16 protein-coding genes are annotated in these 24,706 nt (G+C 71.3%); 4 read left to right on the forward strand and 12 right to left on the reverse strand.

All coding sequences use genetic code 11. The features are described from left to right. Positions 1-120: 120 nt before the first annotated feature. Both QA861_RS16730 and QA861_RS16735 read right to left on the reverse strand, forming a co-directional pair. The gene (locus tag QA861_RS16730; RefSeq protein WP_334589121.1) at positions 121-1,896 is read right to left on the reverse strand and encodes a serine/threonine-protein kinase; all 1,776 of its coding nucleotides are present in this window, start codon (positions 1,894-1,896) and stop codon (positions 121-123) included. Then, positions 1,893-3,395 carry a diacylglycerol kinase family protein gene (locus QA861_RS16735; RefSeq protein ID WP_334590591.1) on the reverse strand — a complete coding sequence of 501 codons (1,503 nt, stop codon included), beginning with the start codon at positions 3,393-3,395 and terminating at the stop codon, positions 1,893-1,895. Before QA861_RS16735 ends, QA861_RS16730 begins: the two co-directional genes overlap by 4 nt. 273 nt (positions 3,396-3,668) lie before the next feature. On the opposite strand from QA861_RS16735, the gene QA861_RS16740 reads away from it, so the two are divergent. Then, positions 3,669-4,610 (forward strand): hypothetical protein, encoded by a 942-nt coding sequence (locus tag QA861_RS16740; protein WP_334589122.1) that lies wholly within the window; start codon positions 3,669-3,671, stop codon positions 4,608-4,610. A gap of 36 nt (positions 4,611-4,646) precedes the next feature. On the opposite strand, the gene QA861_RS16745 is transcribed toward QA861_RS16740, so the two are convergent. The 5 genes from QA861_RS16745 to QA861_RS16765 all read right to left on the reverse strand — a co-directional run bounded on the left by QA861_RS16745 (position 4,647) and on the right by QA861_RS16765 (position 15,542). Further along, the gene (locus tag QA861_RS16745) at positions 4,647-6,353 is read right to left on the reverse strand and encodes a serine/threonine-protein kinase (RefSeq protein ID WP_334589123.1); all 1,707 of its coding nucleotides are present in this window, start codon (positions 6,351-6,353) and stop codon (positions 4,647-4,649) included. 96 nt (positions 6,354-6,449) lie between these two features. Then, positions 6,450-8,075 (reverse strand): serine/threonine-protein kinase, encoded by a 1,626-nt coding sequence (locus QA861_RS16750; RefSeq protein ID WP_334590593.1) that lies wholly within the window; start codon positions 8,073-8,075, stop codon positions 6,450-6,452. A gap of 129 nt (positions 8,076-8,204) precedes the next feature. Then, positions 8,205-11,117 (reverse strand): serine/threonine kinase C-terminal domain-containing protein, encoded by a 2,913-nt coding sequence (locus QA861_RS16755; RefSeq protein WP_334589124.1) that lies wholly within the window; start codon positions 11,115-11,117, stop codon positions 8,205-8,207. A gap of 152 nt (positions 11,118-11,269) precedes the next feature. Next, entirely contained in the window at positions 11,270-13,456 is a 2,187-nt protein-coding gene (locus QA861_RS16760; protein ID WP_334589125.1) for a serine/threonine-protein kinase, read from the reverse strand. Between the two features lie 379 nt (positions 13,457-13,835). Then, entirely contained in the window at positions 13,836-15,542 is a 1,707-nt protein-coding gene (locus QA861_RS16765) for a glycerol-3-phosphate dehydrogenase/oxidase (protein ID WP_334589126.1), read from the reverse strand. 298 nt (positions 15,543-15,840) lie between these two features. Here QA861_RS16765 and QA861_RS16770 point away from each other — a divergent pair, with 298 nt between their 5' ends. Then, a complete protein-coding gene (locus QA861_RS16770) occupies positions 15,841-17,067 on the forward strand; it encodes a nucleotide sugar dehydrogenase (RefSeq protein ID WP_334589127.1) in 1,227 nt (408 codons plus the stop codon). 721 nt (positions 17,068-17,788) lie between these two features. Here the strand turns inward: QA861_RS16770 and QA861_RS16775 are convergent. The 4 genes from QA861_RS16775 to QA861_RS16790 all read right to left on the reverse strand — a co-directional run bounded on the left by QA861_RS16775 (position 17,789) and on the right by QA861_RS16790 (position 22,175). After that, positions 17,789-18,913, reverse strand: coding sequence for a GuaB3 family IMP dehydrogenase-related protein (locus tag QA861_RS16775; protein ID WP_006377796.1), 1,125 nt, complete (start codon positions 18,911-18,913; stop codon positions 17,789-17,791). 116 nt (positions 18,914-19,029) lie between these two features. After that, positions 19,030-20,532: an IMP dehydrogenase gene (gene guaB, locus QA861_RS16780; RefSeq protein WP_334589128.1), complete on the reverse strand. Its 1,503-nt coding sequence runs from the start codon at positions 20,530-20,532 to the stop codon at positions 19,030-19,032. 187 nt (positions 20,533-20,719) lie between these two features. Then, on the reverse strand, positions 20,720-21,307 hold the full coding sequence (locus QA861_RS16785; RefSeq protein ID WP_006377792.1) for a sigma-70 family RNA polymerase sigma factor: 588 nt from the start codon (positions 21,305-21,307) through the stop codon (positions 20,720-20,722). Positions 21,308-21,563: 256 nt separating this feature from the next. Continuing rightward, positions 21,564-22,175, reverse strand: a complete 612-nt coding sequence (locus QA861_RS16790) for a response regulator transcription factor (protein ID WP_003948568.1) — start codon at positions 22,173-22,175, stop codon at positions 21,564-21,566. Between the two features lie 403 nt (positions 22,176-22,578). Here QA861_RS16790 and QA861_RS16795 point away from each other — a divergent pair, with 403 nt between their 5' ends. Continuing rightward, positions 22,579-22,908 carry a WhiB family transcriptional regulator gene (locus QA861_RS16795; RefSeq protein ID WP_319092507.1) on the forward strand — a complete coding sequence of 110 codons (330 nt, stop codon included), beginning with the start codon at positions 22,579-22,581 and terminating at the stop codon, positions 22,906-22,908. 55 nt (positions 22,909-22,963) lie between these two features. Here the strand turns inward: QA861_RS16795 and QA861_RS16800 are convergent, their stop codons facing one another. Continuing rightward, entirely contained in the window at positions 22,964-23,863 is a 900-nt protein-coding gene (locus QA861_RS16800) for a LysR family transcriptional regulator (RefSeq protein WP_334589129.1), read from the reverse strand. 130 nt (positions 23,864-23,993) lie between these two features. Here QA861_RS16800 and QA861_RS16805 point away from each other — a divergent pair, with 130 nt between their 5' ends. Continuing rightward, positions 23,994-24,656, forward strand: a complete 663-nt coding sequence (locus QA861_RS16805; protein WP_334590594.1) for an MOSC domain-containing protein — start codon at positions 23,994-23,996, stop codon at positions 24,654-24,656. The last annotated feature ends 50 nt before the right edge of the window (positions 24,657-24,706 follow it).

Here is a 24,706-nt window from a genome sequence, read left to right on the forward strand (position 1 = left end):
GCGTCGGCCCCCAGCGGCATGCCGCCAGTAGGTACTGGCAACGAATCCGCTGATCAGGGCGTTGGGCGTCGCACGCTCACCCGGAGGACAGCGGGATGCGTCACTTTTCCCGGCCGGGAGTCACGTCCTGTCGATTGCGAGCCGGTCGCGCGCCTCCTTGAAGACGTCCGCCCCCCGCTTCTCGTCCGGCGTCCCCTTGGGCATGTCCACGCGCAGCTCGTACAGTCTGCCGTCGTCGGTCAGGATCTCCACCTGCATGACCCGGACGAGCCTGCCCTCTGTGTCGTAGGTGGTGTCGGCCTGGACCGATTTGTAGCCGCCGACCGTCGTGTCGGTGTACTGGGTGGTGGACTCGCCGTATCCAGCCCAGGTGTCGGCGGCCTCCTTCGCCTGCCCCAGGGGCGAGCGGGGCGCCTTGTCCCACAGGGTGAGGCGGACCTGGATGACCGCGTCGTTGTCGTAGATCGCCATCCGCGGCTGGTCGCCGGCGTCGCCCTGCTCGTGGAAACGGACGTACTGGCGGGGAAGGGCGAGGACCGCTCTCAGGTCCTTCTCCTCGTGGGCCGTCCAGCCGTCGAGGGTGGGCTCGGCCGCCGCCGGCGGTACGGCGACGGAGGGTACGGCTTCCGAGGCGCGCGGCCCCGGCTCCTCCACCGCGACCGCCGCGTCCTCGCCGCCGGTCTCGACGACCGCGCCCCCGAAGACCAAGCCCACGGCCACAATCGCGACCGCGCCGCCCAGGACCCCGAGGACCACCCGCCGGGAACGGCCGCGACGCGGCGTCTTCGGGGCGGGCAGCGAGGCGGCGCGGGTCTCGGGGCCGGGCGTCCCGGGCACGGGATTGCCGGGTACGACCGTCTCGGGCCCGGAAACGGAAGCGGAAGGGGGCTCGGGTCCGGACTCGGATGCCCGGCCCTCCGCCCTCAGGCGTACCGTCCCCGCGTCGTCCGCCAACTCCCTGATCGCGGACGGCTCCTGAGCCTTCGTCAACTCGACACGCTCCGGCGCCTTCGGCAGTGGCCAGCCCTTGGCGACCGCTTCCAGGGCGGCGGTGACCTCGTCCGCGTCGGGGCGCTCGGCGGGGTCCTTCACCAGCAGTCGTACGAGCAACGGGCCGAGCGGGCCCGCCTGTTCGGGCTTGACCGGCTCGGCGGCGAGAATCGCGGCGAGCGTGGACTCCACGGTCGTACGGCGGAACGGGGACCAGCCCTCGACCGCCGCGTAGAGGAGTACGCCGAGCGACCACAGGTCGGAGGAGGGGCCGGCACCCCGGCCGGACATGCGCTCGGGCGCGATGAACTCCAGGGAGCCGACGAACTCCCCGCTCATCGTGAGGGATTCCTCGCCCATGATGTGGGCGATACCGAAGTCTGTGAGGACGACCCGACCGTGCGGGCCGAGCAGGACGTTGGCGGGTTTCACGTCCCGGTGGACGATCCCGACGGAGTGCGCGGCGCTCAGCGCGCCGACCACGGCGAGGCCGATACGCGCGGACTCGGCGGGCTTGACGGCGCCGCGCCGAAGCACCTCGTGCAGCGACTCGCCGCGCACCAACTCCATGACGATCCAGGGGAGTCCGTCCTCGACGACGACATCGTGGACGGAGACGGCCGAGGGATGGTCGACGCGCGCGGCGGCCCGCGCCTCCCGGTGAAGGCGGTGCGCTATCCGCTGATGGGCGGCGTCCTGCGGGTCCCCGGGCAGCCTCGGCTGCTTGACGGCGACCTCACGCTCGACGAGTTCGTCATGGGCCCGCCACACGGTGCCCATGCCGCCGGATCCGATGCGCTCGGTCAGCCGGTACCGACCGCCGACGAGCCGCCCCACATCGCCCTTGTTGCCCCCGTTCCCGTTCCCCCCGCCCCTGTTCGGGCCGACTTCCGCGCCGCTGCTCATGCGTCATCCCTACCCTGCGGGGCGGACGCCTGTCGACGCCGGTTCAGGGCGTCCGTCGTACGGCGGGGCAGTGCCGTACGGCCCACCGTCGCGGCCAGTTTGCGCAGTCGCCGCCAGTCCATGGGGGGCGTGGGGGCGGGCACCCCGGGCCGCCCGCGGGGGACGCGGACGCGCAGGGCGCCCGGTTCGACGCGACAGCGGACGGGGGTGGGCAGGACCAGGGCCTCGCCGTCGAGGCCGACCTCGATCTCGGGCAGGTCGGCCTCGACGACGACCTCGTGGGCGGTGACGACGGTCAGCCCTGTGGCGTACCGGCCGAGCAGCAGTTCGGCGGCCTGGGCCGCGTCCTCGACCTTGATGCCGAGCACCCCGAGGGCACCGGCGTCCAGCCGCTCACGGCGGCCGAGACCGGCGAAGTCGTCCATGCGGTATGGGTTGTTGCTGACCAGGACGGCCTGCGGCGCGTGGATGACCGTCTCACCCGGCTGCTCCCCCGCCCGCGCTCGTGCCTGGGGGTAGGCGCGGGCGGTCAGCGTCGCACCGCGCTCGAAGGTGAGGAGCTCGGGCAGAAGCCCCAGGGTGGTGCCGACCTTGTCGTCGCGGTAGGCGGGGCTCTGCACGATCGAGGCGTACGCGCCGAAGGAGGCGTTGTTGACGAAGGGCCGGCTGTCCGCCGTACCGTCGGCGCCGCCGGTCCCGCCCGTGCCGCTGTCGAGGAAGCCCAGGTCCACCCTCAGTTCCACCCCGCCCGCGTCCGTGAGGGCGTCGAGGCAGGTCGCCGGGTCGTCCCGGTCGAGGCCGAGGTCCATGGCGAAGTGGTTGCGCGTTCCGGCGGACACGACCAGGAAGGGCAGGTCGTGTTCGGCGGCGACGCCCGCGACTAGGGCCTGGGTGCCGTCGCCGCCGGCCACGCCGAGCAGGTCCGCGCCCGCCGCGACGGCCTCGCGGGCCAGGGCGACGACGTCCTCGGGTTCCGGTTTGCCGGGGTCGATCAGATGGACGCGCGCGCCGAGCCGCTCCGCCTTCTCCCGCAGCCGGAAACGCTCGACCTTTCCGTCGCCGGAACGCGGGTTCATGAGGAGGAACGGCCGCAGGGGTGCGGGCGACTCGTACTCGCGGACCGGAATGACATGTGACCTGGTGCTGCTCAGCGCGAATTTCCCGGCCCACACGGCGGCGCCCCACAGGGCTAGGGAGGCTGTCGCGGGCCACAGCAGGTTGGCGGCGGCGAAGAGGGCGACGACGCCGACGGGAGTGGCGACGGCGAGCACCACCCCCACACCCCGCACGAAACCGCGCCGGGCGAGCGCCCACCACAGGCTGGACGCGGTGAGCACGGCTCCGCCCACGCCGACCAGCGCGAGCAGCAGGCTGCCCATGCCCGCGTAGCCGATCGGCAGCAGTACCGCCAGTCCGGCGGCTCCGAGCGCACCGCGCGCCGCCCAGCGCTGCCGGGCGTGCGCACGCCCGAACAGCTCGTTGCTCACGCCGGTACCCATGTCCATGTCGACGTTTTAGCAGAGTTCGTATTCAGCCTGCTCACAGGTGGAACAAAGCGGGATTCAACGGTGACCCGGCTCACCCCGCCGAGCAGGACGATCACGGTGCTCTTACCTTGAAGACACGATCGGGTCACGGTATCTTCACGAGCCAGTCGCCACGCAGACCCGGTATCGGCGCGCGTATTCGCACTTCACACTTCCCACCTTCTGGAGAACGTGACGATGGCCGTGCCCGAGACGGATTCCCTGAAGCAGCACGGAACAGGGACTGTGACAGAGATAGAGGCAGAGGCAGAGGCAGAGATACGCCATCACGTCTCGCGGGCCGAACTGCGGGGCACCCGGGTGCGGTTGGCCGGGTACGCGTATCCGCGCCGGGTGGCGGCGCCCGACGTCACCACTCAACTCGTCCTGCGGGAGCGGGAGTCGGGCACGGAGTACCGGCTGCCCGTCACGAGCGCCCCGTCCTCGTGCCTGGGCGCCGAGGAGGACGAGGGGCGGTACTCGTACGAGAGCGCCGGCTTCGAGGCCGACTTCGACATCGACACCGTCGCCGACGGATCGCCTCTCGACGACGGGCTGTGGGACATCTCCCTCGCCGTCTGCGCCCAGGGACACACGCGTGAGGTGCGCATAGGCAGCAGCCGGGCCGACCGGCTGCCCGGCCGTCCCGACGTGCGGATCACGGAGACCGTACGTGGTCGGCGTGCCGTCACGCTCTACACCACCGTCCCGTACGGCAACTACACGATCGACCTCGGCGAGCGGAAGCACCCGGTGCTGAAGCGGATCACGTTCGGAGACGTCCGCTGGCACGCCGGCCGGCCCACCGAGCTGCTGATCACCGGCCGCTGCGCTCTCGGGGCATGCCCGCGCGGGGCACTGACCGTGCACCTGCGCAACGAGGAGGAGCCGGGCGGGGCGGCGGTCTTCACCGCCGTACGGCCCCCGCACGGCGAGCAGTTCACCGTGTCCGTGCCCGTCGCCGAGCTGGACCGGGGCGTGTGGAGCGGCGAACTCCGGCTCGGGGAACGGGTGTTGCCTTTGCCGCCGCTACCGAAACGGCTGGCGGCTGCCAAGTGGTGGCGTCGGACGGGGCTTTGGTACGCGAAGCCGGTTTCCCGTCCCGGTGACGGATTCACTCTCCGGGTGGGCCGGACCGGTAAAAGGGGACTTCTCCGGGCGATTCTCCGGACAGCTCTCCGTTTCTGAGGATCGCCACCTCACTCCCTTTCCCCCTCTTTCCGGTCATCCACCGGCGGCGAAGGTGTCGAGGGCGACATCGAAATACTCCTTCGCCTCCCGCACCTTGCCGACGGGCGCCGACACCCACACGTCGTACATCCGCCCGCCCTCCTCCCAGCACAGGTCGTACGTGTGCCGGGGCCCCTCGGCCGCGCTGAAGCCGTCCCAGGTGAACTCCCAGAGTGCGGCGGCATGTCGGGCATGCACGGTCTCGCTGACCCGCCCGTCGCGGTAACCCGGGTTCGTGGAGGTCCCGTTGGCGTCCGCCCGCTCCATCACCGCGAGAGGGCCGCCCGGTTGGGGGTCGACGACCTTGATCCCGAGCCGGAAGATCTCCCCCGGCGACAGATAGAAGACCCGCTCCTTCTGCTCGGTCCGCGTGAACCCGTCCGGAACGGCGAGCGAGAAACCGCGCGGGTCACGTGCCAGACGGTAGCCGGAGGGGGGGGTCGCGGCAGAAGGGGTGGCCCCGGCCGTCGCACCCACACCGGGCGACACCGTCGACGTACTCGGCAGCGCCCCTGCCTCACCGGGCGACCTGGTCGACGTACCGGGCGCCGCTCCCGTCCTGCCGGGTGACACCTGCGACGCCCCCGACACCGTCGACGTCGCCGGCGCCGAGCTCCTCGGCGCGTCGCCCTTGCCGCCGCCCGAGTGCATCAGCAGCGCCGCCGCGGACACCCCCGCCCCGGCCAGCGCCGCGACGAGTACCGCGGCGATGAGCACGGCCCGCCCCGAGGGCCTCGGTGGCCGGCCCGCCGCACGGGAGGAGGCCTTGCGGAGGGAAACCGTCGGCGTCGACTCCCGGCCGCCGGATTCCTCGCGCCGCTGGGTCTGCGACCGGCCCGGGGTGTACCCGGCCGACAGCTTCGGTGTCCGCCCGGTCGCGCGGAACACCCGCAGCATCCGCTCCGCCTCGGCCGCGTCGAGGCGGCGCTCGGGATCGCGTTCCAGGAGGCCCCGTACGACGGGCAGCAGCGGCGCGGCCTGCGCCGGCGGCCGTACCTCGTCGATCACGACGGCGTGCAGGATGCCGCCCAACGAGTCGCGCCGGAACGGTGATTCGCCGCTCAGCGCCGTGCACAGCAGCGCGCCGAGCGACCACAGGTCGGACTCCGGCCCGGTCCTGACGCCGGACATCCGCTCGGGCGCGGTGTACTCGGGCGAGCCGACGAAGGAGCCGCTCTCGGTGAGCGTGGTCGCGCCCGCGACCTGGGCGATACCGAAGTCGGTGAGGACGATCCGGTCGGTTCCGTCCTCAAGGAGGACGTTCGCGGGCTTGACGTCCCGGTGCAGAACACCGGCGGCATGGGCGGTCCCCAGGGCGCCGAGCAGGGCGATGCCGATCCGGGCGGCCTCGTCTGCGTCGACGGGGCCGCGCCGGGAGATCTGGTCGGCGAGCGAGCTGCCGTCGATCAACTCCATGACGATGTACGGGCGTTCGTCGTCCTCGACGACGTCGTGCACGACGATGATGTGCGGGTGGTGCAACTGGGCGACCGCGCGTGCCTCGCGCAGGCTGCGGTCGCGCCGCAGCCGGGCCTCGTCCGTCGCGAGGGAGGTGTCCTGCGTCAGCTCCTTGACGGCGACCCGCCGTTCGAGCAGCTGGTCGGTCGCCCGCCAGACGACGCCCATACCGCCCCGGCCGACCCTCGCCTCCAGGCGGTACCGCCCGGCGATCACTCGGAAGCTCTCCCCCTCGGTCCCCATGAGCCTCATCATGCCCCACCGGAGGACGCGACTCCGGGACGGTGGGCGGCGGATGACCGACAACCGCCGTACCCGGCCCGCAGGGCGGGGGCGCGGTCAGCCGGAGTTCGGCCGCCACCCTCGCAGCACCGTCGTGAACTGCTCACGCGCGGTCACCCAGTCGGCCGCCGGGGCGGACATGTAGATCACGTACTCGGCTCCGTCCCGGCCGAGATACGCCTGCTCGATGGCCCGCCGCGGTCCTGGGAACTCCGAGTCCTTGGCCAGGGCTGTCCAGGTGAAGTCCCAGAGCGCGCCCTTGCGGTCGCGGTAGATGTTCGACTCCAGGCTCACCCTGCTGTACTCGCTGAGCCGCTTGAGCTGCAGCTCCAGGTCGAGCTGGTGGAGGTAGGGGTCGTCGAAGTCCGGGTCCTTGTCGATGGCGATGCGCAGGAAGTGCTTCCCGCCGTCAGGTGTGTAGTCGATCTGCCCGTTCGTCACCGTCCGCGTCCACCCCTGGGGCAGCGGGAGGCTGAAACCGGCCGGATCCTCGACCCGCGCCCAGCCCTTCGGCACGTCGGTGGCGGCGGCAGTGGAAGTGGAGGGCGTGGCAGAGGCCTCGCCGGACGCGGCGCCGGACGGAGTCGCCGCGCCGCCGGAACCCACCTCCTGCGACCGCGAGTTCCACTGGTGCAGCTCGACCGCTCCACCCACTCCGACGAGCACGACCAGCGCGGCCACGAGGGCGATCGTCCGACCCCGGCGGCTCGGCCGTCCCGGGGCGGCAGGACCGACGACGGTTCCCTGCTGAGCCGTGGTGGAAGCGGCTGCCGCGCCGCCTATGCGGAAGGTCCCGACCTCCCCTGCCGCCGGCGCCCGCACCGACCGGCTGCGCAGCGTCGGCACGTACTGCTCGGCCGCGCGGGGCCGTCGCCCCTCCGCCGCCTCCGCGAGCATCTGCTCGGCCTCGGCGGCTCCGGGCCGTACGGCGGGATCCTTGAGAAGCAGGGCCGTGATGACGGGCCCGAGCGGACCGGCGTACCGCGGCTCGGCGGGCTCGTCCTCGACGACCGCCTGCATGGTGGTCAGCGGGGAGGTCCGGCGGAACGGGGACCGGCCCTCGACGGCCGTGTACAGCGTGGCGCCGAGCGCCCACAGGTCGGAGGACGGTCCCGGGTCGTCGCCGCGCAGCCGTTCCGGGGCGAGGTAGTCGACCGAGCCGACGATCTCTCCGGTACGGGTGATGGTCGTGTCCCCCTCGACCTGGGCTATGCCGAAGTCGGTGAGCAGGACGCGGCCGTCCTGGGAGAGGAGGACGTTGCCGGGCTTGATATCGCGGTGCAGTACACCGGCGGCGTGCGCGGCGGTCAGTGCGCGCAGCACCCACAGACCGATCCTGGCGGCCTCACGCGGCTCGACGCGCCCGGCCTCCTTGACCGCGTCGGCCAGCGAGTTGCCCTCGACGAGTTCCATCACGATCCACGGCCGGCCGTCGTGGTCGAGCACGTCGTGCAGGGTGACGACGGCGGAGTGGTTGATCCGCGCCGCCGCGCGCGCCTCGGCCCGCGTCCGGGCGAGCAGGACGGCCTGCTCGCTCTCGGACACGTACAGCGCGGCCGTCAACTCCTTGACGGCGACGGCACGGTGCAGCAGCTCGTCGTGCGCACGCCACACCCGGCCCATGCCACCGCTGCCGATGACGTCGACGAGCCGGTAGCGGCCCGCGAGGAGCTGGCCCTGCATCTGATTCACGTTTCCCCGCAATGGTCTTGACAGGGGCAAGACTAAGGAGCGCCCTCGCCGGAGGGAACCGCAGGGGGCCCTACGGAGACAGCACTGTGACGGTTCTGCCCGCCGGGCACGACCCCACGGTCAGCCGGTGGGCTGATAGGTCGCCGCCGCCTGCTCGTACAGCCGGGTCACCTCGTCCCGCTCGGCCTCCGGTCCGCGCACCTGGACCACGTGGTACCGGCCGTCGACGACTATCGCGAGATTGCGTACGAACACCTCGCTGCCGGAGCTGTTCTGCCAGGTGAACTGCCCCTCGACCATGGTCCGTCCGCCCACCTCGATGGTCCGCATCCCGCTGGACGTGGCCCAGGTCGAGTCGCGGAACGGCTGCAACTCGTACTCCCGCTCCCGCTGGTACGCCATCGGATCGGCGCCGGACGTCTTGGTGGTGTCCCGGCCCGGTACGACGATCAGCTGGAACGAGCCGTGCGAGTACACGACTTGGCCGCGCCCGTTCTTACCGGCCCGGTCCCAGCCGTCGGCCACGGCGACGCGGAAGCCCGCAGGGTCGGTGTGCACGGTGAAACCGGCTGCGGCATCGGGCCCGCCGGCCGGCGTCGTTTCGGACGAACCCGCCGACGGGGAGGCGCTGTTGCCCTTTCCGCCGCCGGGCGAGGTCTGCTCGGGCCTCGGTTCGCTGCTCGCGTCCGGAGTGTCGGACGACTGCTCCGGCGCCGCACTGACCTTCCCGGCGGAACCGGTCCGCTCCCCGTCCCGCGCTCCGTCGCTGTTGGCCTTCGGCATGAAGAACAGGGCGTACGCGATCGCCGCGGCCAGCGCCAGCAGTATCAGCAGGAGCAGGTTGCGGCCCAGTTTGCGGGGCGCCCGCTGCTCCTGCCTGGCCCGCTTGTGCCGGCCGTGCGGACCGGTGGCGGGCAGGCCGGCCTTACGCCTGCGCACCAGTTCGCCCCGGCGGCGCACGATCGGCAGCCGGCGCGGATCGGTGGGTGGCGCGGCGACGACGTGCGCGCCCGCCTCCGGCTCGGGCGCCGACCTGACGAGGGAGCGCAGCCAGCCGTTCAACTCCTCGAAGTCGAGCCGCTCGGTGGGGTCCTGACGCAGCAGCGACTCCACGACGGGCCGCAGGGGCCCGCACTCCTCGGCGAAGGCGGGCGGCTCGGCACACACCAGCTGCACCAGCTCGGCCGTCGACTCCTCGGGATAGGGCGCATGACCCTGTACGGCCCTGAAGAGCAGCGCGCCGAGCGCCCACAGGTCCGTCGCGGGACCGATGGGCGCGGCCAGCTGCCAGTTCTCGTGGACGGGCCCGGCCTGCTCGGGCGCCCAGCGCTCGGTCACCGCCCCGACGACAGCCATCCGTGCCTGCCGTGCCCGCTCGGCGGCCAGCGCGGTGGCGGGCCCACGCCTGGGCGCGTCGGCGACAGCCGTGCCGTCCCAGCGCCCCGAAGGCCCACCGGGGACACGGTCGACCGGCGGACGCTGGTCCTGCGGCTGGACGTGGGGCTGGTCCTGGAGTTGCTCCTGAGGCGCGGCGTGGGTGAGCGGGCGGTGCTGCTGGTGCGGAATGCTGTCGGCCAACCCGTTCGCCGCGGCGCCGTTCCCTCCGGCGGGGAGAGCGGTACGCGCCTGTCCGGCAGGTCCGGCGACCCCGCTCGCGGGGAGGGCGACACCGTTCCAGGCAGACGTGTTGCGCACGCCGTAGGGGTCGGCGATCTGCCCCGGAGGCGGAGTGGCCGGAGCCCGCTCCACACCGGCGTCGTGCACACCGGTACCCGCGTCACCGGCCGCCTCGATCGAAGGCCGGGCGCCGGGCAGCGCCATGCGCCCGCTCTGCTCGGCCTCCTGAACCCGGGCCGCTGCCCGGGCCCCCGCCCGATATGCGGCGATGGCCCCGGCCCGCGCCGCCCGGATGTCCCCCTCTGTCTCCGACGCCCGCCGCTCGCCGGAGCCTCCGCCGCTCCCCTCGACGCCGGTCCCCGGCATCCCTCCACCCGCCCGCGCCTCGATGGCGGCACGCCGGGCAGCCTCGGGATCCACACCGGAATCCCCGCCGAACGTCCCCCCGGCAACCCCGTAACCCCCGCCGGAACGTCCGGGACCTCCGCCCCCACCGCCGGTCAAGCCCTGCGGCCTCGCCACGGCCTGTCCTCCCGCCGACGAAGCCGGTGACTGTCCGTAACCACCGCCTCCGTCGCTACCGCTCCCCGAGCCCGCACCACCGCCGACGCGCGCCTCGATGGCGGCCCGCCGAGCAGCCTCGGCATCCACGCCGGAATCCCCGGCGAACCTCCCCCCGGCAACCCCGTAACCCCCGCCGCCTCCACCGGGACGACCCGCACCGCCACCCGTCCCGGAAGCGTCGACCGCCACGCTCGCGTCCCCCGGCGCGCCGGCCGCCCCAGGCCCGCCCTGGCCGGGTACCGGGTCGTACCCGCACAGCGCCTCTTCCGCCGCCCCGGCCGCCAGCCCCGTGAGCATCACGCGTCCGTCGTCGCAGACGAGCACCGTGCGCTCGGTGATGTTGCGGTGCACCCAGCCGTGGGCGTGCAGCACCCGCAGGGCCATGAGGACGTCGGCGGCGACCTCGGCCGCGCGATACGGCGTCAGCGGCTTCTCGGCGAGCAGCGCCTCCAGGGACCTGGCCGGCACCAGTTCACTCACTATCCACAGTGAGCCCCCCTGGGCGAACACGTCGAAGACCTGGTCGAGCCGTGGGTGATCAGGGATGGACGCGGCGGCCTGCGCGGCCTCCATGGCGCGCAGTACGGTCGGATCGCTGGGTCGGCGGGTGGCCGCGGACCGCGCGGCAGCGCCTCGCACCCGACGCCCGTCCCGTGCCACGAACCCGTCCGGCAGCCCGTCCGCGTCGAGCACCTCGGCCTCGACGACTTCGGGCAACGGCACCTGCCTGACCAGGACTTCCTGCCCGCTGTAGGTGTCGAAGGCCCGGGTCTCGCGCTGTTCGAACTCATCGGACGGCGGCAGCGGCAGGCGGTAGCGGTCTGCGAGTACCCGCCCCGCATATTCCTCCACGATGCCTCCCCCGGCCGTCCGGCTGCTCAATTCCGTTCGCCATACGTCCCGTTCTGCATGCGTACGGTCCGCAACCACTCACGATACGTGCCGGAGGCAACTCACAAAGAGGGGATTCGAGATCTCACGGCCTCAACTCGGAAGCGCGCGCATCACGATTTCGGCTCGAACGTCTCCGTGAAGGTCCGCCATGTCTCCTTGCGCAGCTCACTGTCCCAATTCGACGCTTTCGCCGTGAACATGAGCCCATACCCGAGTTGGCCGTTGACGACGAACCCCCGGTCCACCGACCGGTACTTCGTCCCGCCCTCCGAGTAGGTGAACTCCCAGTCGGCCGTGTTCCAGCCGCGGTAGCTCACCTTCGCTATTCGGATCCGGTCGTACTGCGAACGCGTCATGTACTGCTCTTGGTTCTTCCAGTCCGCCACGGGATCACTCTTGGGTGTGGTGGTCCACCCCACGAGCAGCCTCTGTCCGTCGGGCCCCGCGAAGCGGGCCCCCGCGGCCCCCGTGGACTCGTACTTCCACCCGGCGGGCAGTCCGATGGAGAACCCCTGCCCGCCCTTGTACGTGGACACTCCCGCGGAGCCGGCGGACTTACCGGACGCACTCGCCGACGCACTGGGTGAGTTCCCCTCGCCCGCTCCCGTGCCTGTCCCGGTTCCCGTCTCCGTGCCGGTCGGGGTGTCGGCGCTCTGCCCACCGTCCGTACGGGTGCCGTCGTCCTTGTCCTCCTTGGTCGCGGCGGAGTCGGAGGACGTGGACGTCACCTTGTCCCCGCCGCTCTTCGCCCCGCCGGCGGAACTGTCGGTGGAGCCGTCGCCCCCGAGGACGAGGGCCAGCACCACACCGAGCACGATGACGGCGACGACCACCGCGATGAGCACCAGCGTGCGCTTCGGCACCACGTCGGTGAGCGGCGCCCTGGGCACGGACCGCGGCGGCAGATCCGGCGGCGGCACCACGGGCCACCCCGAGCTACGCCCCCCGGCACCGGAGTTACCCCCCGGCGCTCCCCTGTCCCGAGCCTGGCCGTCCCGAGCGCCGGGAACGACAGCCCCCTGCGCGGTACCGCCGGTCCGCTTTCCGGTCTCCGGCGCACCGCCGCTCTTCGCACCCTTGTCCGCCACACCGGCGGAAGCCACACTCCCCGACGCCGCGCTCGTGGAACCCGCGGTCCCCGAGGCCGCGTCGGCCCCGGCCGCTCCCGCGGACTCGGAGGAACCGGCGGTCCCGGCAGAGCCGGCGGACTTCGTACGGACCGCCGCTCCCGCCCCGGCACTCGCCGCGACGGCCGCCTTCTTCACGGACCGGAACGCCCCCCGGAACCGCTCGCCGGCCTCTTCGACCCGCTTGCCCCCGGAACCCGATTCGGCCGGGCTCCCGCTCTCCGCGCTCTTACCGGCTTCCTTGCCCTTGCCCGGCAGGACCGGCAACGGCACGACCTTCGTGGTGTCCATCGGTTCCGGCGCGGCCGGCTTGGGCTCGGGAGCGTGGATCACCCCGTTGAGCATCCTGCGCGCACCGGCGTCGTCGAGCCGCTTGGCGGGATCCTTGTTGAGCAGCCCGTAGATCACGTCCTTCAGCGGGCCCGCGTTCTTCGGCTCCTCCAGCTGCTCCGTCATCACGGCGGTCAGCGTCGCGATCGCGGACCCCTTGTCGTACGGCGGCACACCCTCGACCGACGCGTACAGCAGACCGCCGAGCGACCAGAGGTCGGCGGCGGGGCCGGGCTTGTGGCCTCGGGCCCGCTCAGGCGAGATGTAGGAGGGCGCGCCGACGAGCATGCCGGTCGAGGTGATCGAAGGGTCGCCCTCGACCTGCGCGATACCGAAGTCGGTGAGGACGACCCGGCCGTCCTCGGACATCAGCACGTTCGACGGTTTCACATCGCGGTGCAGGATGCCCTCGCGGTGCGCGGACCTGAGCACGTCGAGGATCGCGAGGCCGACCTCGGCCGCGCGCCGCGGCTCCAGCAGCCCGTCCTCACGGATGACCTCGGCGAGCGACTTGCCCTCGACGAGCTCCATCACGATCCACGGCCGGTCGTCCTCCTCGACCACGTCGAAGACGGTCACGGCACTGTTGTTGCGGATCCGCGCGATCGCCTTGGCCTCGCGCAGCGTCCGCGTGATCAGCCGCCGCTTCTCGTCCTCGTCGATGCTCCCCGGGAACCTCAGCTCCTTGACGGCGACCGTCCGGCCGAGGGTCTCGTCCTCCGCGCGCCAGACGGTGCCCATGCCGCCGCGGCCGAGGACTCCTCCCAGCCGGTACCGCCCGGCGAGGAGACGCTCACTCCTGTCCTGACGGGATGCTCCCGCCCGCTCCGCCTCCGACATGCGTCCCCTCAAGCAACCCGCCCTGACAGAGCCTCCATTGTCCCTCACCCGACAACCGGCCGATGCCCCGGGTGCCCCTCGGGACGGACGGCGGCCCGTGGGAAGGAAGGCCGCGTGGCGCAACCGATCCCCCGCCTCACCTGCTGTCACTGCCATCCCCCCCTCCCTGACGAACCCCGTCGCGAGCGCGGGCCCCGGTCCCGAACCGGCCCCGCTCGCCGCCGACTTCTGCCCCCGCACCCCGTAGAACGGACGGGTGCCGGGCAAAGGTCCCAGCTCACGACACTCGTTCGAGTGACGGTCAGGAGTTCGAGGAGGGTGGCCGGGAAGCCGCCGGAAGTCCGAAACCAGCGGTTCGAGACCGGAAGTTGCGAAGGCGTCAGAGCGGCACGATGTCCGGCGCACCCAGCCGTGCCGCGTCCGCCGTGAGGTCGTCCGGCTGCCGCTGCGACTCGCGTTCCGCCTCCACGCGCTTGTCGTAGTGCTCGACCTCACGCTCGATCCGACCCTTGTCCCAGCCGAGGACGGGCGCCATCAGCTCCGCCGCCTCACGCGAACTGCGCGTCCCCCGGTCGAACGTCTCGATCGAGATCCTGGTCCGCCGGGTCAGCACGTCGTCCAGATGCCGCGCACCCTCGTGCGAGGCCGCGTACACGATCTCCGCCCGCAGATAGTCCTCGGCGGCCTGCAGCGGCTCGCCGAGCGCGGAGTCCGCGGCGATCAGATCGAGGACCTCCTGGGCCAGTGAGCCGTACCGGTTCAGCAGGTGCTCCACGCGCACCACATGGAGGCCGGTGCGCGCGGCCGTCCGCGCCCGGGCGTTCCACAGCGCGCGGTAGCCCTCGGCACCCAGCAGCGGCACGTCCTCCGTCACGCACTCGGCGACCCGCTGGTCGAGCCCGTGCACCGCCGCGTCGACCGCGTCCTTCGCCATCACCCGATAGGTCGTGTACTTGCCGCCCGCCACGACCACGAGCCCGGGCACCGGATGCGCCACCGTGTGCTCGCGCGACAGCTTGCTGGTGGCGTCGGACTCCCCGGCGAGCAGGGGCCGCAGGCCCGCGTACACGCCCTGGACGTCGTCCCTCGTCAGCGGCACCGCGAGTACCGAGTTCACGTGTTCCAGCAGATAGTCGATGTCGGCGCTGGAGGCCGCCGGGTGGGCCTTGTCCAGGTCCCAGTCGGTGTCCGTCGTCCCGACGATCCAGTGCCGGCCCCAGGGGATCACGAACAGCACGGACTTCTCGGTGCGCAGGATCAGCCCGGTCGTCGAGTGGATCCGGTCCTTGGGCACGACCAGATGGATGCCCTTGGACGCCCGGACGTGGAACCGGCCCCGCTCGCCGACCATCCCCTGGGTGTCGTCGGTCCACACCCCGGTGGCGTTGACGATCTGCCGGGCGCGGATCTCGTACTCCCCGCCGCCCTCGACATCCCGCACCCGCGCACCGACGACCCGCTCCCCCTCCCGCAGGAAGCCCGTCACCCGCGCGCGGTTGGCGACCTTCGCGCCGTACGCCGCCGCCGTGCGCACCAGGGTGGCCACGAAGCGGGCGTCGTCCATCTGCGCGTCGTAATACTGCAACGCTCCGACCAGCGCGTCCTTCTTCAAGGCGGGCGCGACACGCAGGGCGTGACGACGGCTCAGGTGACGGTGTGTCGGCAGACCCCGCCCATGCCCGCGGGCCATCGACATCGCGTCGTAGAGCGCGACGCCCGCTCCGGCGTACAGCCGCTCCCAGCCCTGGTGCTGCAGCGGGTACAGGAACGCCACCGGCTTGACCAGGTGCGGCGCGAGCCGCTCCAGCAACAGCCCGCGTTCCTTCAGCGCCTCCCTGACCAGGGCGAAGTCGAGCATCTCCAGATAGCGCAGGCCACCGTGGATGAGTTTGCTGGACCTGCTCGACGTGCCCGACGCCCAGTCACGGGCCTCCACCAGTCCCGTGGACAGACCGCGGGTCACGGAGTCGAGCGCGGTGCCCGCTCCGACCACGCCGGCGCCCACGACCAGCACATCCAGCTCACGCTCGGCCATTGCTGCCAGTGACTCGGCACGCTCCGCCGGTCCCAGTGCCGCTGTCCTCATCGCTGCCTCCAGCTGTCGGTCGCGCCGGCCGTCTCCGCACGAGCGGCCGACTGTGGTTCACGCCGTACGACTGCGCCTGCCCGGATCCCCCTGCCCGAATTCTGACCGGGTCGCCCGACTTCGGCCACCACCCGCCCTCAGTCTGTGGACAACCCACGCAGAAACACCTGTGGAAACTCGCCCACCCAATCACGCATATCGGTCATATTTACTCCTAGTCTGACATTGCGCTCGCTCGTTCTGTCCACAGGGCTTGCGCACCTGTCCCGCTTCGGCTACTGGGAAGGACGGCCCACGCATGCCCGCAGACCTCGCCGTCATCGGACTCGGACATCTCGGCCTGCCACTGGCCCAGGCGGCCGTCGCCGCAGGCATCCCCACCCTCGGATACAAGACCGGCCCCGAGGCCGGTTCCCTCACCGCCGCCGAACTGCGCCGCATGCTCTCCAAGGGCTTCCGGACAGCCGCCGGCCCCGCCGAACTCGGCCGTGTACGCACCGCCGTCATCTGCGCGCCCACACCACGCGGCGCCGACGGAACCCTTGACCTGAGCCAGGTGGAGGCCGCCGCCCGCACCCTCGCCGCGCGCCTGCGCCCGCACACCACGGTGATCCTTGAGTCGCCCGTCCACCCGGGAACGACGGAGGAGTTCCTGCGCCCTCTCCTCGAAGAGGGCTCCGGACTGCGGGCGGGCCGCGACTTCCACCTCGCCTACTCCCCCAGCCGCGTCGACCCCGGCAACCGCGACTTCACCCCCGCCAACACCCCGAAGGTCATCGGCGGCCTCACCCCCGCGTGCACCGAGTCGGCCGCCGCCTTCTACGGCAGGCTCACCGACAAGGTCGTCCGCGCGCGTGGACCCCGGGAAGCGGAAACGGTGCAGCTCCTGGAGACCAACTTCCGGCATGTCAACATCGCCCTCGTCAATGAGATGGCCGTCCTCTGCCACGACCTGGGCGTCGACCTGTGGGACGTCATCCGCTGCGCGGAGACCAAGCCGTTCGGCTTCCAGGCATTCCGCCCAGGCCCGGGTGTGGGCGGCCACGCCGTCCCCCAGGACCTGCACAACCACACGGGCCACACCGGCCGCACGGGCCGCGCCCTGCGCATGGTGGAACTCGCCCAGCAGGTCAACGACCACATGCCCCAGTACGTCATCCAGCGCGCGGCCACCCTCCTGAACGAGCACGGCAAATCGGCCCGGGGCGCACGCGTACTGCTGCTGGGGGTCACCTACAAGCCCGACCTCGCCGACCAGCAGGGTTCCCCCGCCCAGGAGATCGCGATCCGCCTGATGGAACTGGGCGCCTCGGTCAGCTACCACGACCCGCACATCCCGTCCTGGAGCGTCCTGGAGCGCCCCCTCCCCCGCGCGGACTCCCTCTACGAGGCGGCAGCCGACGCCGACCTGACGATCCTCCTCCAGCAGCACCGCACGTACGACCTCCAAGGCCTGTCGGTGAAGGCACAGCTGCTGCTGGACACCCGGGGGGCGACTCCTACGGGGGCGGCGCATCGGTTGTGAAGGGGGGCGCGTGCGAGTCGCTGAGCCTCGGAGGCCGGTGGCGCGGGGGCTCTCGCGTCGGTACCGTACAGGCAGGTGGAGCCCGCTGCAGGGGTTACTGCGGCAGCCTCCGGGATGGTTCACGGGTGTCCGCCCCTAGTTCTTGTTCGGGCGGCCGCTCACCATCCGTAGGTCCACAAGATGCACCACCTCCGGCACCGGGCCGCCCCACGGCGAGTCCGGTACCTTATAAAGAGGTGGAGCCCACCGCAGGGGCACTGCGGCAGGCTCCTGGATGGTTCACGAGTGTCCGCCCCTAGTTCTTTTGGGGGCGGCCGCTCACCATCCATATGTCCGCAAGAGGCACCTCCTCCGGAACTTGACCGCCCGAAGACGGAGCCGGTCCCAGCGGGTGGGCTTGCGGTGGCGACCCATGGGCGCCCCCTTCCGCGACACCGCCCATAGACCCGGTAGGCGGCTTGCTGGAACTCGGGCCGGGCCCCGATGGGTGGGGGTCCGGAAACATGTCCTTGGAAGGGGGCGCTCCAGAGAACTGGGGCGCCGACACACACGCTAGCGGCCTCGCCACCCCTGATCGGCGCGCATTCGCCCCGAACGCAACCGTGCGCCCCCGCTCGCGAAACGCGCCCCACCAGCGCCACTTGGACACACGAAGGGGCCCGGCCACCCCTACGGGTAACCGGGCCCCTTCGACCTCGCTCAAGCCGAGCGCGGCGTCATCTCATCGCATGTGCTGCGAGTCCGCCACCGTCACCTCGACGCGCTGGAACTCCTTGAGGTCGCTGTAGCCCGTGGTGGACATGGCGCGGCGCAGGGCGCCGAAGAAGTTCATCGAGCCGTCGGGCGTGTGCGACGGGCCCATGAGGACCTCCTCGATCGTGCCGACCGTGCCGAGGTCGACCTTCTTGCCGCGCGGCAGCTCCTCGTTGACGGCCTCCATGCCCCAGTGGTGGCCCTTGCCGGGCGCGTCCGTGGCGCGGGCCAGCGGGGAGCCCATCATGACCGCGTCGGCGCCACAGGCGATCGCCTTCGGGAGGTCGCCGGACCAGCCGACGCCGCCGTCCGCGATCACGTGCACGTACCGGCCGCCGGACTCGTCCATGTAGTCGCGGCGGGCGGCGGCCACATCGGCGACCGAGGTGGCCATCGGGACGCGGATGCCCAGCACGTTGCGGGTGGTGTGCGCGGCGCCGCCGCCGAAGCCGACCAGCACGCCGGCCGCGCCGGTGCGCATCAGGTGCAGGGCCGCGGTGTAGGTGGCGCAGCCGCCGACGATCACCGGGACATCCAGCTCGTAGATGAACTGCTTCAGGTTCAGCGGTTCGGCGGCACCGGAGACGTGCTCCGCGGAGACCGTCGTACCGCGGATGACGAAGATGTCCACGCCCGCGTCGACGACGGCCTTGGAGAACTGGGCCGTGCGCTGCGGGGAGAGCGCGGCGGCGGTGACCACGCCCGAGTCGCGCACCTCCTTGATGCGCGCGCCGATCAGCTCCTCCTTGATGGGAGCCGCGTAGATCTCCTGGAGACGGCGGGTCGCGGTGTCCACGTCCAGCTCGGCGATCTCGTCGAGCAGCGGCTGCGGGTCCTCGTACCGGGTCCAGAGGCCTTCGAGGTTGAGGACGCCGAGGCCGCCCAGCTCGCCGATGCGGATCGCGGTGGCCGGGGAGACGACCGAGTCCATGGGGGCCGCCAGGAAGGGCAGCTCGAAGCGGTAGGCGTCGATCTGCCAGGCGATCGAGACCTCCTTCGGGTCGCGCGTACGACGGCTGGGGACGACGGCGATGTCGTCGAAGGCGTACGCCCTACGGCCGCGCTTGCCGCGCCCGATCTCGATCTCAGTCACGTGTGTGGCCTTTCCATCCTTGGCTGTGCGCGTCCCAGTATCCCCGACGGGTACGACAAAGGCGGCCCCGGAGTGCCTCCGGGACCGCCTCTCGCACGTCCGGTTACCGCTCGCGCCTACTTACGGCTGTAGTTGGGCGCCTCGACCGTCATCTGGATGTCGTGCGGGTGGCTCTCCTTGAGGCCCGCCGACGTGATGCGGACGAACCGGCCCTTGGTCTCCATCTCGCCGACGGTGGCCGCACCGACGTATCCCATGGTCTGGCGCAGACCGCCGACGAGCTGGTGCAGCACGTTCGCCAGGGGACCGCGGTAGGGCACCTGGCCCTCGATGCCCTCGGGGACGAGCTTGTCGTCCGAGCCGACGTCGGCCTGGAAGTAACGGTCCTTGGAGTACGACTTCGCCTGGCCGCGCGACTGCATGGCGCCCAGCGAGCCCATCCCGCGGTACGACTTGAACTGCTTGCCGTTGATGAACTGCAGCTCGCCCGGGGACTCCTCGCAGCCCGCCAGGAGGCTGCCCAGCATCACGGAGTCGGCGCCGGCGGCGAGCGCCTTACCGATGTCGCCGGAGTACTGCAGGCCACCGTCGCCGATCACCGGGATACCCGCGACGCGGGCCGCGAGGGCCGCCTCGTAGATCGCCGTCACCTGGGGTACGCCGATGCCGGCGACCACGCGGGTGGTGCAGATGGAGCCGGGTCCGACGCCCACCTTGATGCCGTCGACGCCCGCGTCGATCAGGGCCTGGGCGCCGTCACGCGTGGCCACGTTGCCGCCGATCACGTCGACGTGGACGCTCGACTTGATCTTCGACATCCAGCTCAGGGCGTTGCTGTTGTGCCCGTGCGAGGTGTCGACGACCAGGAAGTCCACGCCGGCCTCGGCGAGCGCCTGGGCGCGCTCCAGCGCCTCGGGGCTCGCACCGACGGCCGCGCCGACGAGCAGCCGGCCCTCGGCGTCCTTGGCGGCACTCGGGTACTTCTCGGCCTTGACGAAGTCCTTGACCGTGATCAGACCCTTGAGGAGGCCGGAGTCGTCGACCAGGGGAAGCTTCTCGATCTTGTGACGGCGCAGCAGCTCCATGGCCTCGGTGCCGGAGATGCCGACCTTGCCCGTGACCAGCGGCATCGGTGTCATGACCTCACGGACCTGACGCGAGCGGTCGGTCTCGAAGGCCATGTCGCGGTTGGTGACGATGCCGAGCAGCTTGCCGTTGCCGTCGGTCACCGGGACGCCGCTGATGCGGAACTTGGCACACAGCGCGTCCGCCTCACCCAGCGTCGCGTCCGGGTGCACCGTGATCGGGTCGGTGACCATGCCGGACTCGGAGCGCTTCACGAGGTCGACCTGGTTGACCTGGTCCTCGATGGAGAGGTTGCGGTGCAACACGCCGACGCCACCCTGCCGGGCCATGGCGATCGCCATGCGCGACTCGGTCACCTTGTCCATCGCCGCGGACAGCAGCGGGATGTTGACGCGGACGTTGCGGGAGATGCGGGACGAGGTGTCGACCGCGTTGGGCAGCACTTCCGATGCGCCCGGCAGCAGCAGCACGTCGTCGTAGGTAAGCCCGAGTGTCGCGAACTTGGCGGGCACTCCGTCGACGTTGGCAGTCATGACACCTTCCCCAAATGGCCTTGCTCGGTGCGGATGTCCATGCTAACGGGAAGCACGGGTCCCGAATTCCACGATGCGGGATGCCCGGGGCTTCGTATGTTCGTACGGAATCGACTGTTCGTACGGAGTCGGCGCCCCGGTCGTTCATACAGGGCCGGGAAAAGGGTGGGGCCCGGCGCTGCGGCCTCTACTGCTCCGCCAGTGCTCGCAGCCGGCTCAAGGCGCGGTGCTGGGCCACGCGCACCGCGCCGGGTGACATTCCCAACATCTGGCCCGTCTCCTCCGCCGTGAGGCCCACCGCGATGCGCAGCAGAAGCAGTTCACGCTGGTTCTCGGGGAGGTTGGCCATGAGTTTCTTGGCCCATTCGGCGTCACTGCTGAGGAGGGCCCGTTCCTCGGGGCCCAGGGAGTCGTCGGGGCGTTCCGGCATCTCGTCCGAGGGGACCGCGGTCGAACCCGGGTGGCGCATCGCGGCGCGCTGGAGGTCGGCGACCTTGTGCGCTGCGATCGCGAAGACGAACGCCTCGAACGGGCGTCCGGTGTCGCGGTAGCGCGGCAGGGCGAGGAGTACGGCGACGCAGACCTCCTGCGCCAGGTCCTCCACGAAGTGCCGCGCGTCGCCCGGCAGTCGGGACAGCCGGGTGCGGCAGTAGCGCAGGGCGAGGGGGTGGACATGGGCGAGCAGGTCGTGCGTCGCCTGCTCGTCCCCGTCGACGGCGCGATGGACGAGCGAACCAATCACCCCATGGGCATAAGCCGCCTCGTCGTCACGCATCGGACCATGGTGCCTTGGCGCCGCTCTCTCCGTGGCACCGCGTCCGTTGTTGTGCACCGAAGCGTTATGAGCAGGTGCGCCGGAACTCATATCCTGCGCCCTCCCCTTCCGCTCGACCGACTCGTCCCCGAGGAACTCCACACCTCAAGGATGCGGCATCCGCGGCGAAACGAGCAGCGGTTGTCCGGCGGACCGTTTTGCACCCCCCGCCCACCATGCGGTAGGCGGGGACTTTCTCACCCCCGGTGAGGTCCACCTAACGGACCAGACCCCACCGGAAACCGAGCGCCACCGCGTGCGCGCGGTCCGAGGCGCCGAGCTTCTTGAAAAGGCGCCTGGCATGCGTCTTCACCGTGTCCTCGGAGAGGAACAGTTCGCGTCCGATCTCGGCGTTCGACCGGCCGTGGCTCATGCCTTCCAGGACCTGGATCTCACGCGCGGTGAGCGTGGGCGCGGCGCCCATCTCGGCCGAGCGCAGTCTGCGCGGCGCGAGCCGCCAGGTCGGGTCGGCCAGCGCCTGCGTCACCGTGGCCCGCAGTTCGGCGCGCGAGGCGTCCTTGTGCAGATAGCCGCGGGCACCGGCGGCGACGGCGAGCGCCACGCCGTCCAGGTCCTCGGCGACGGTGAGCATGATGATGCGCGCTCCGGGGTCGGCGGACAGCAGCCGCCGGACCGTCTCGACGCCGCCCAGACCGGGCATGCGCACGTCCATCAGAATCAGGTCCGAACGGTCGGCACCCCAGCGGCGGAGGACTTCCTCGCCGTTGGCCGCCGTGGTCACGCGCTCGACACCGGGCACGGTCGCGACCGCGCGGCGGAGCGCCTCTCGGGCAAGCGGGGAGTCGTCGCAGACGAGGACGGATGTCATGGCCGCCCTCCGCAGCTGATGCGCGTCACCTTGAGCCTCCAGGCTGGTACAGAATTGTCACCTGTGCGGTTGACACTCGACCGAATTCTCGGCAGTGGGTACTGCCGCCCGTCCGAGCGCTTGTTCCTCCAACCGCCTCCGCACTCTCAACGACGGTCACTCGAAAGAGTTACGGGGCTGTGTGTCGTCTTCGGCACTCTACGTGAGGGCGTGGACACGGTGCAGACATGCGCAACAGACCCTCAACGTTTCATCACAACCTATGCCCCATTTAGCCGTTTTTCTTCCCTTTTATTGGTGTCTGAGGCTAGATTCGCAATGAGTCATATTTTCATCTCCTTAGATCGTAGTTGTACGGTCAGGGGCACCAACTCAGCCCAGAACGGCAACAAGGGGACAAACAATGGCAGATTTCTCCCGCCTTCCCGGTCCGAACGCGGACCTCTGGGACTGGCAGCTCCTCGCGGCCTGCCGTGGGGTCGACAGCTCGCTCTTCTTCCATCCGGAGGGAGAGCGCGGTGCGGCACGGAGCGCTCGCGAGAACTCGGCCAAGGAGGTCTGCATGCGATGCCCGGTCCGCGCGCAGTGCGCGGCACACGCGCTGGCGGTGCGCGAGCCGTACGGCGTGTGGGGCGGATTGACCGAGGACGAACGCGAAGAGCTGATGGGGCGGGCCCGCAACCGGCTGGTGTCGGCGTCGGCCGGTGGCGGGGACCTCGACTCGAACAACTGAAGGAACGTTTCTTCAGCGCGGCCCGCACGGGCACGCGCACGCGTGCCCACCTGCCTCAGACCCGGTCCGCCGCCCGCGTGAGCTGGTCCAGCGTCGCCACCACCGCCGGCACCTGCGCCAGGTCGGGCAGGGTCAGCGCGACGATCTCCCGCCGGACCGCCGGTTCCAGCGTCAGGGTGCGCACACCCCGCGGCCGTACGGACTCGACGGCGAGCCAAGGCAGGACCGCCACACCCAGACCCGCGCCCACCAGGCCGACCACCGCGGGGTAGTCGTCGGTCGCGAAGTCGATGCGAGGGGTGAAGCCCGCGCTCTCGCACGCCTCGACCAGCTGACCCCGGCAGCGCGGGCAGCCGGCGATCCAGGGCTCGGCGGCGAGTTCGCCGAGGGCGACCGACTCGGCGCGGGACAGCCGGTGCCCTTCGGGCACGAGGCCGACGAGCCGGTCGGTGAGGAGGGGGCGGACCACCAGGTCGTCCCACTCACCGGCGCCGGCCGCTCCCTCGTAACGGAAAGCGAGCGCCACGTCGCAGTCGCCCTCGCGCAGCAGTTCGACCGAGTGCGGGGGTTCGGCCTCCTCCAGGGAGACGCGGGTGCCGGGGTGGGCGGCGCGCAGGGCGGCGAGGGCCTGCGGCACGAGGGTGGAGCTGCCGCTGGGGAAGGAGACCAGCCGGACCCGGCCGGCCCGCAGTCCGGCGATCGCCGCGACCTCCTCCTCCGCCGCCGTGAGGCCCGAGAGGATGCCGGCCGCGTGTCGCACGAGGGCCTCGCCCGCCTGGGTCAGGCGCATCTCGCGCCCGCTGCGGATGAGCAGCGGGGTGCCGACCGAGGCTTCCAGCGCTTTCATCTGCTGGCTCACGGCGGGCTGGGTGCAGCCCAGTTCGCGGCCCGCCGCCGAGAAGGAGCCGGTGGCGGCCACGGCACGCAGGACACGGAGATGACGGGCTTCGATCATTCTTCGATCATAAGTGATTCTTTGACGTTGTGGTGAATAATGCGTCGACGCTTTGGGGATGAGTGACTTAGCGTGTGGTCGTGGTCATGAATGCGCCGGCGAAGTGGCGAGTACGGGGGCGAGTGTCGTGATGAAGGTGTTGTCCGTGAACGTGGGTCGTGCGAGGGCCGTGCCGTACACGGACCATCCGCAGGGCACGGGTATCGACAAGCGGCCGGTGGACGGGCCGGTGCGGGTGGCGGCGCCCGGGCCCAAGGGGATCGGCGGCAGCGGTCTGGCCGGGGACACGGTGTGCGCGAAGGAGCACCACGGCGGCGACGAACAGGCGGTGTACGCGGTCGCGCGCGAGGATCTCGACGCATGGGAACGCGAGCTGGGCCGCCCACTGCGTGACGGGATGTTCGGCGAGAACATCACCACGCGAGGCCTGGACGTGTCCGGTGCGCTGATCGGCGAGCGCTGGCGGATCGGATCCGAACTGGTCCTTGAGGTCACCAGCGGCCGTATCCCCTGTGGGACGTTCCAGGGCCATCTGGGTGAGAAAAAGTGGGTGCGGCGGTTCACGGAGCGGGGTGCGCCGGGCGCCTATCTGCGGGTGATCGCGCCGGGCGAGATACAGGCGGGCGACTCGGTGGCCATCGTGCACCGGCCGGATCACGAGGTGACGGTCGCCCTGTGTTTCCGGGCCCTGACGACGGAGCGGACTCTGCTGCCACGGCTGCTCATGGCCGGTGCGGCGCTGCATTCGGAGGCGGCGACAGCAGCTGACGCGTATGTGAGGAAGTACGGCTGACGCGCGGGCGGGGCACGGTCGCTGACAAGGGATTACCTGAGGTCTCCGGG

Origin of the sequence: Streptomyces sp. B21-083, assembly GCF_036898825.1 — a bacterium.
In the GTDB taxonomy this organism is placed as follows: Bacteria; Actinomycetota; Actinomycetes; order Streptomycetales; family Streptomycetaceae; genus Streptomyces.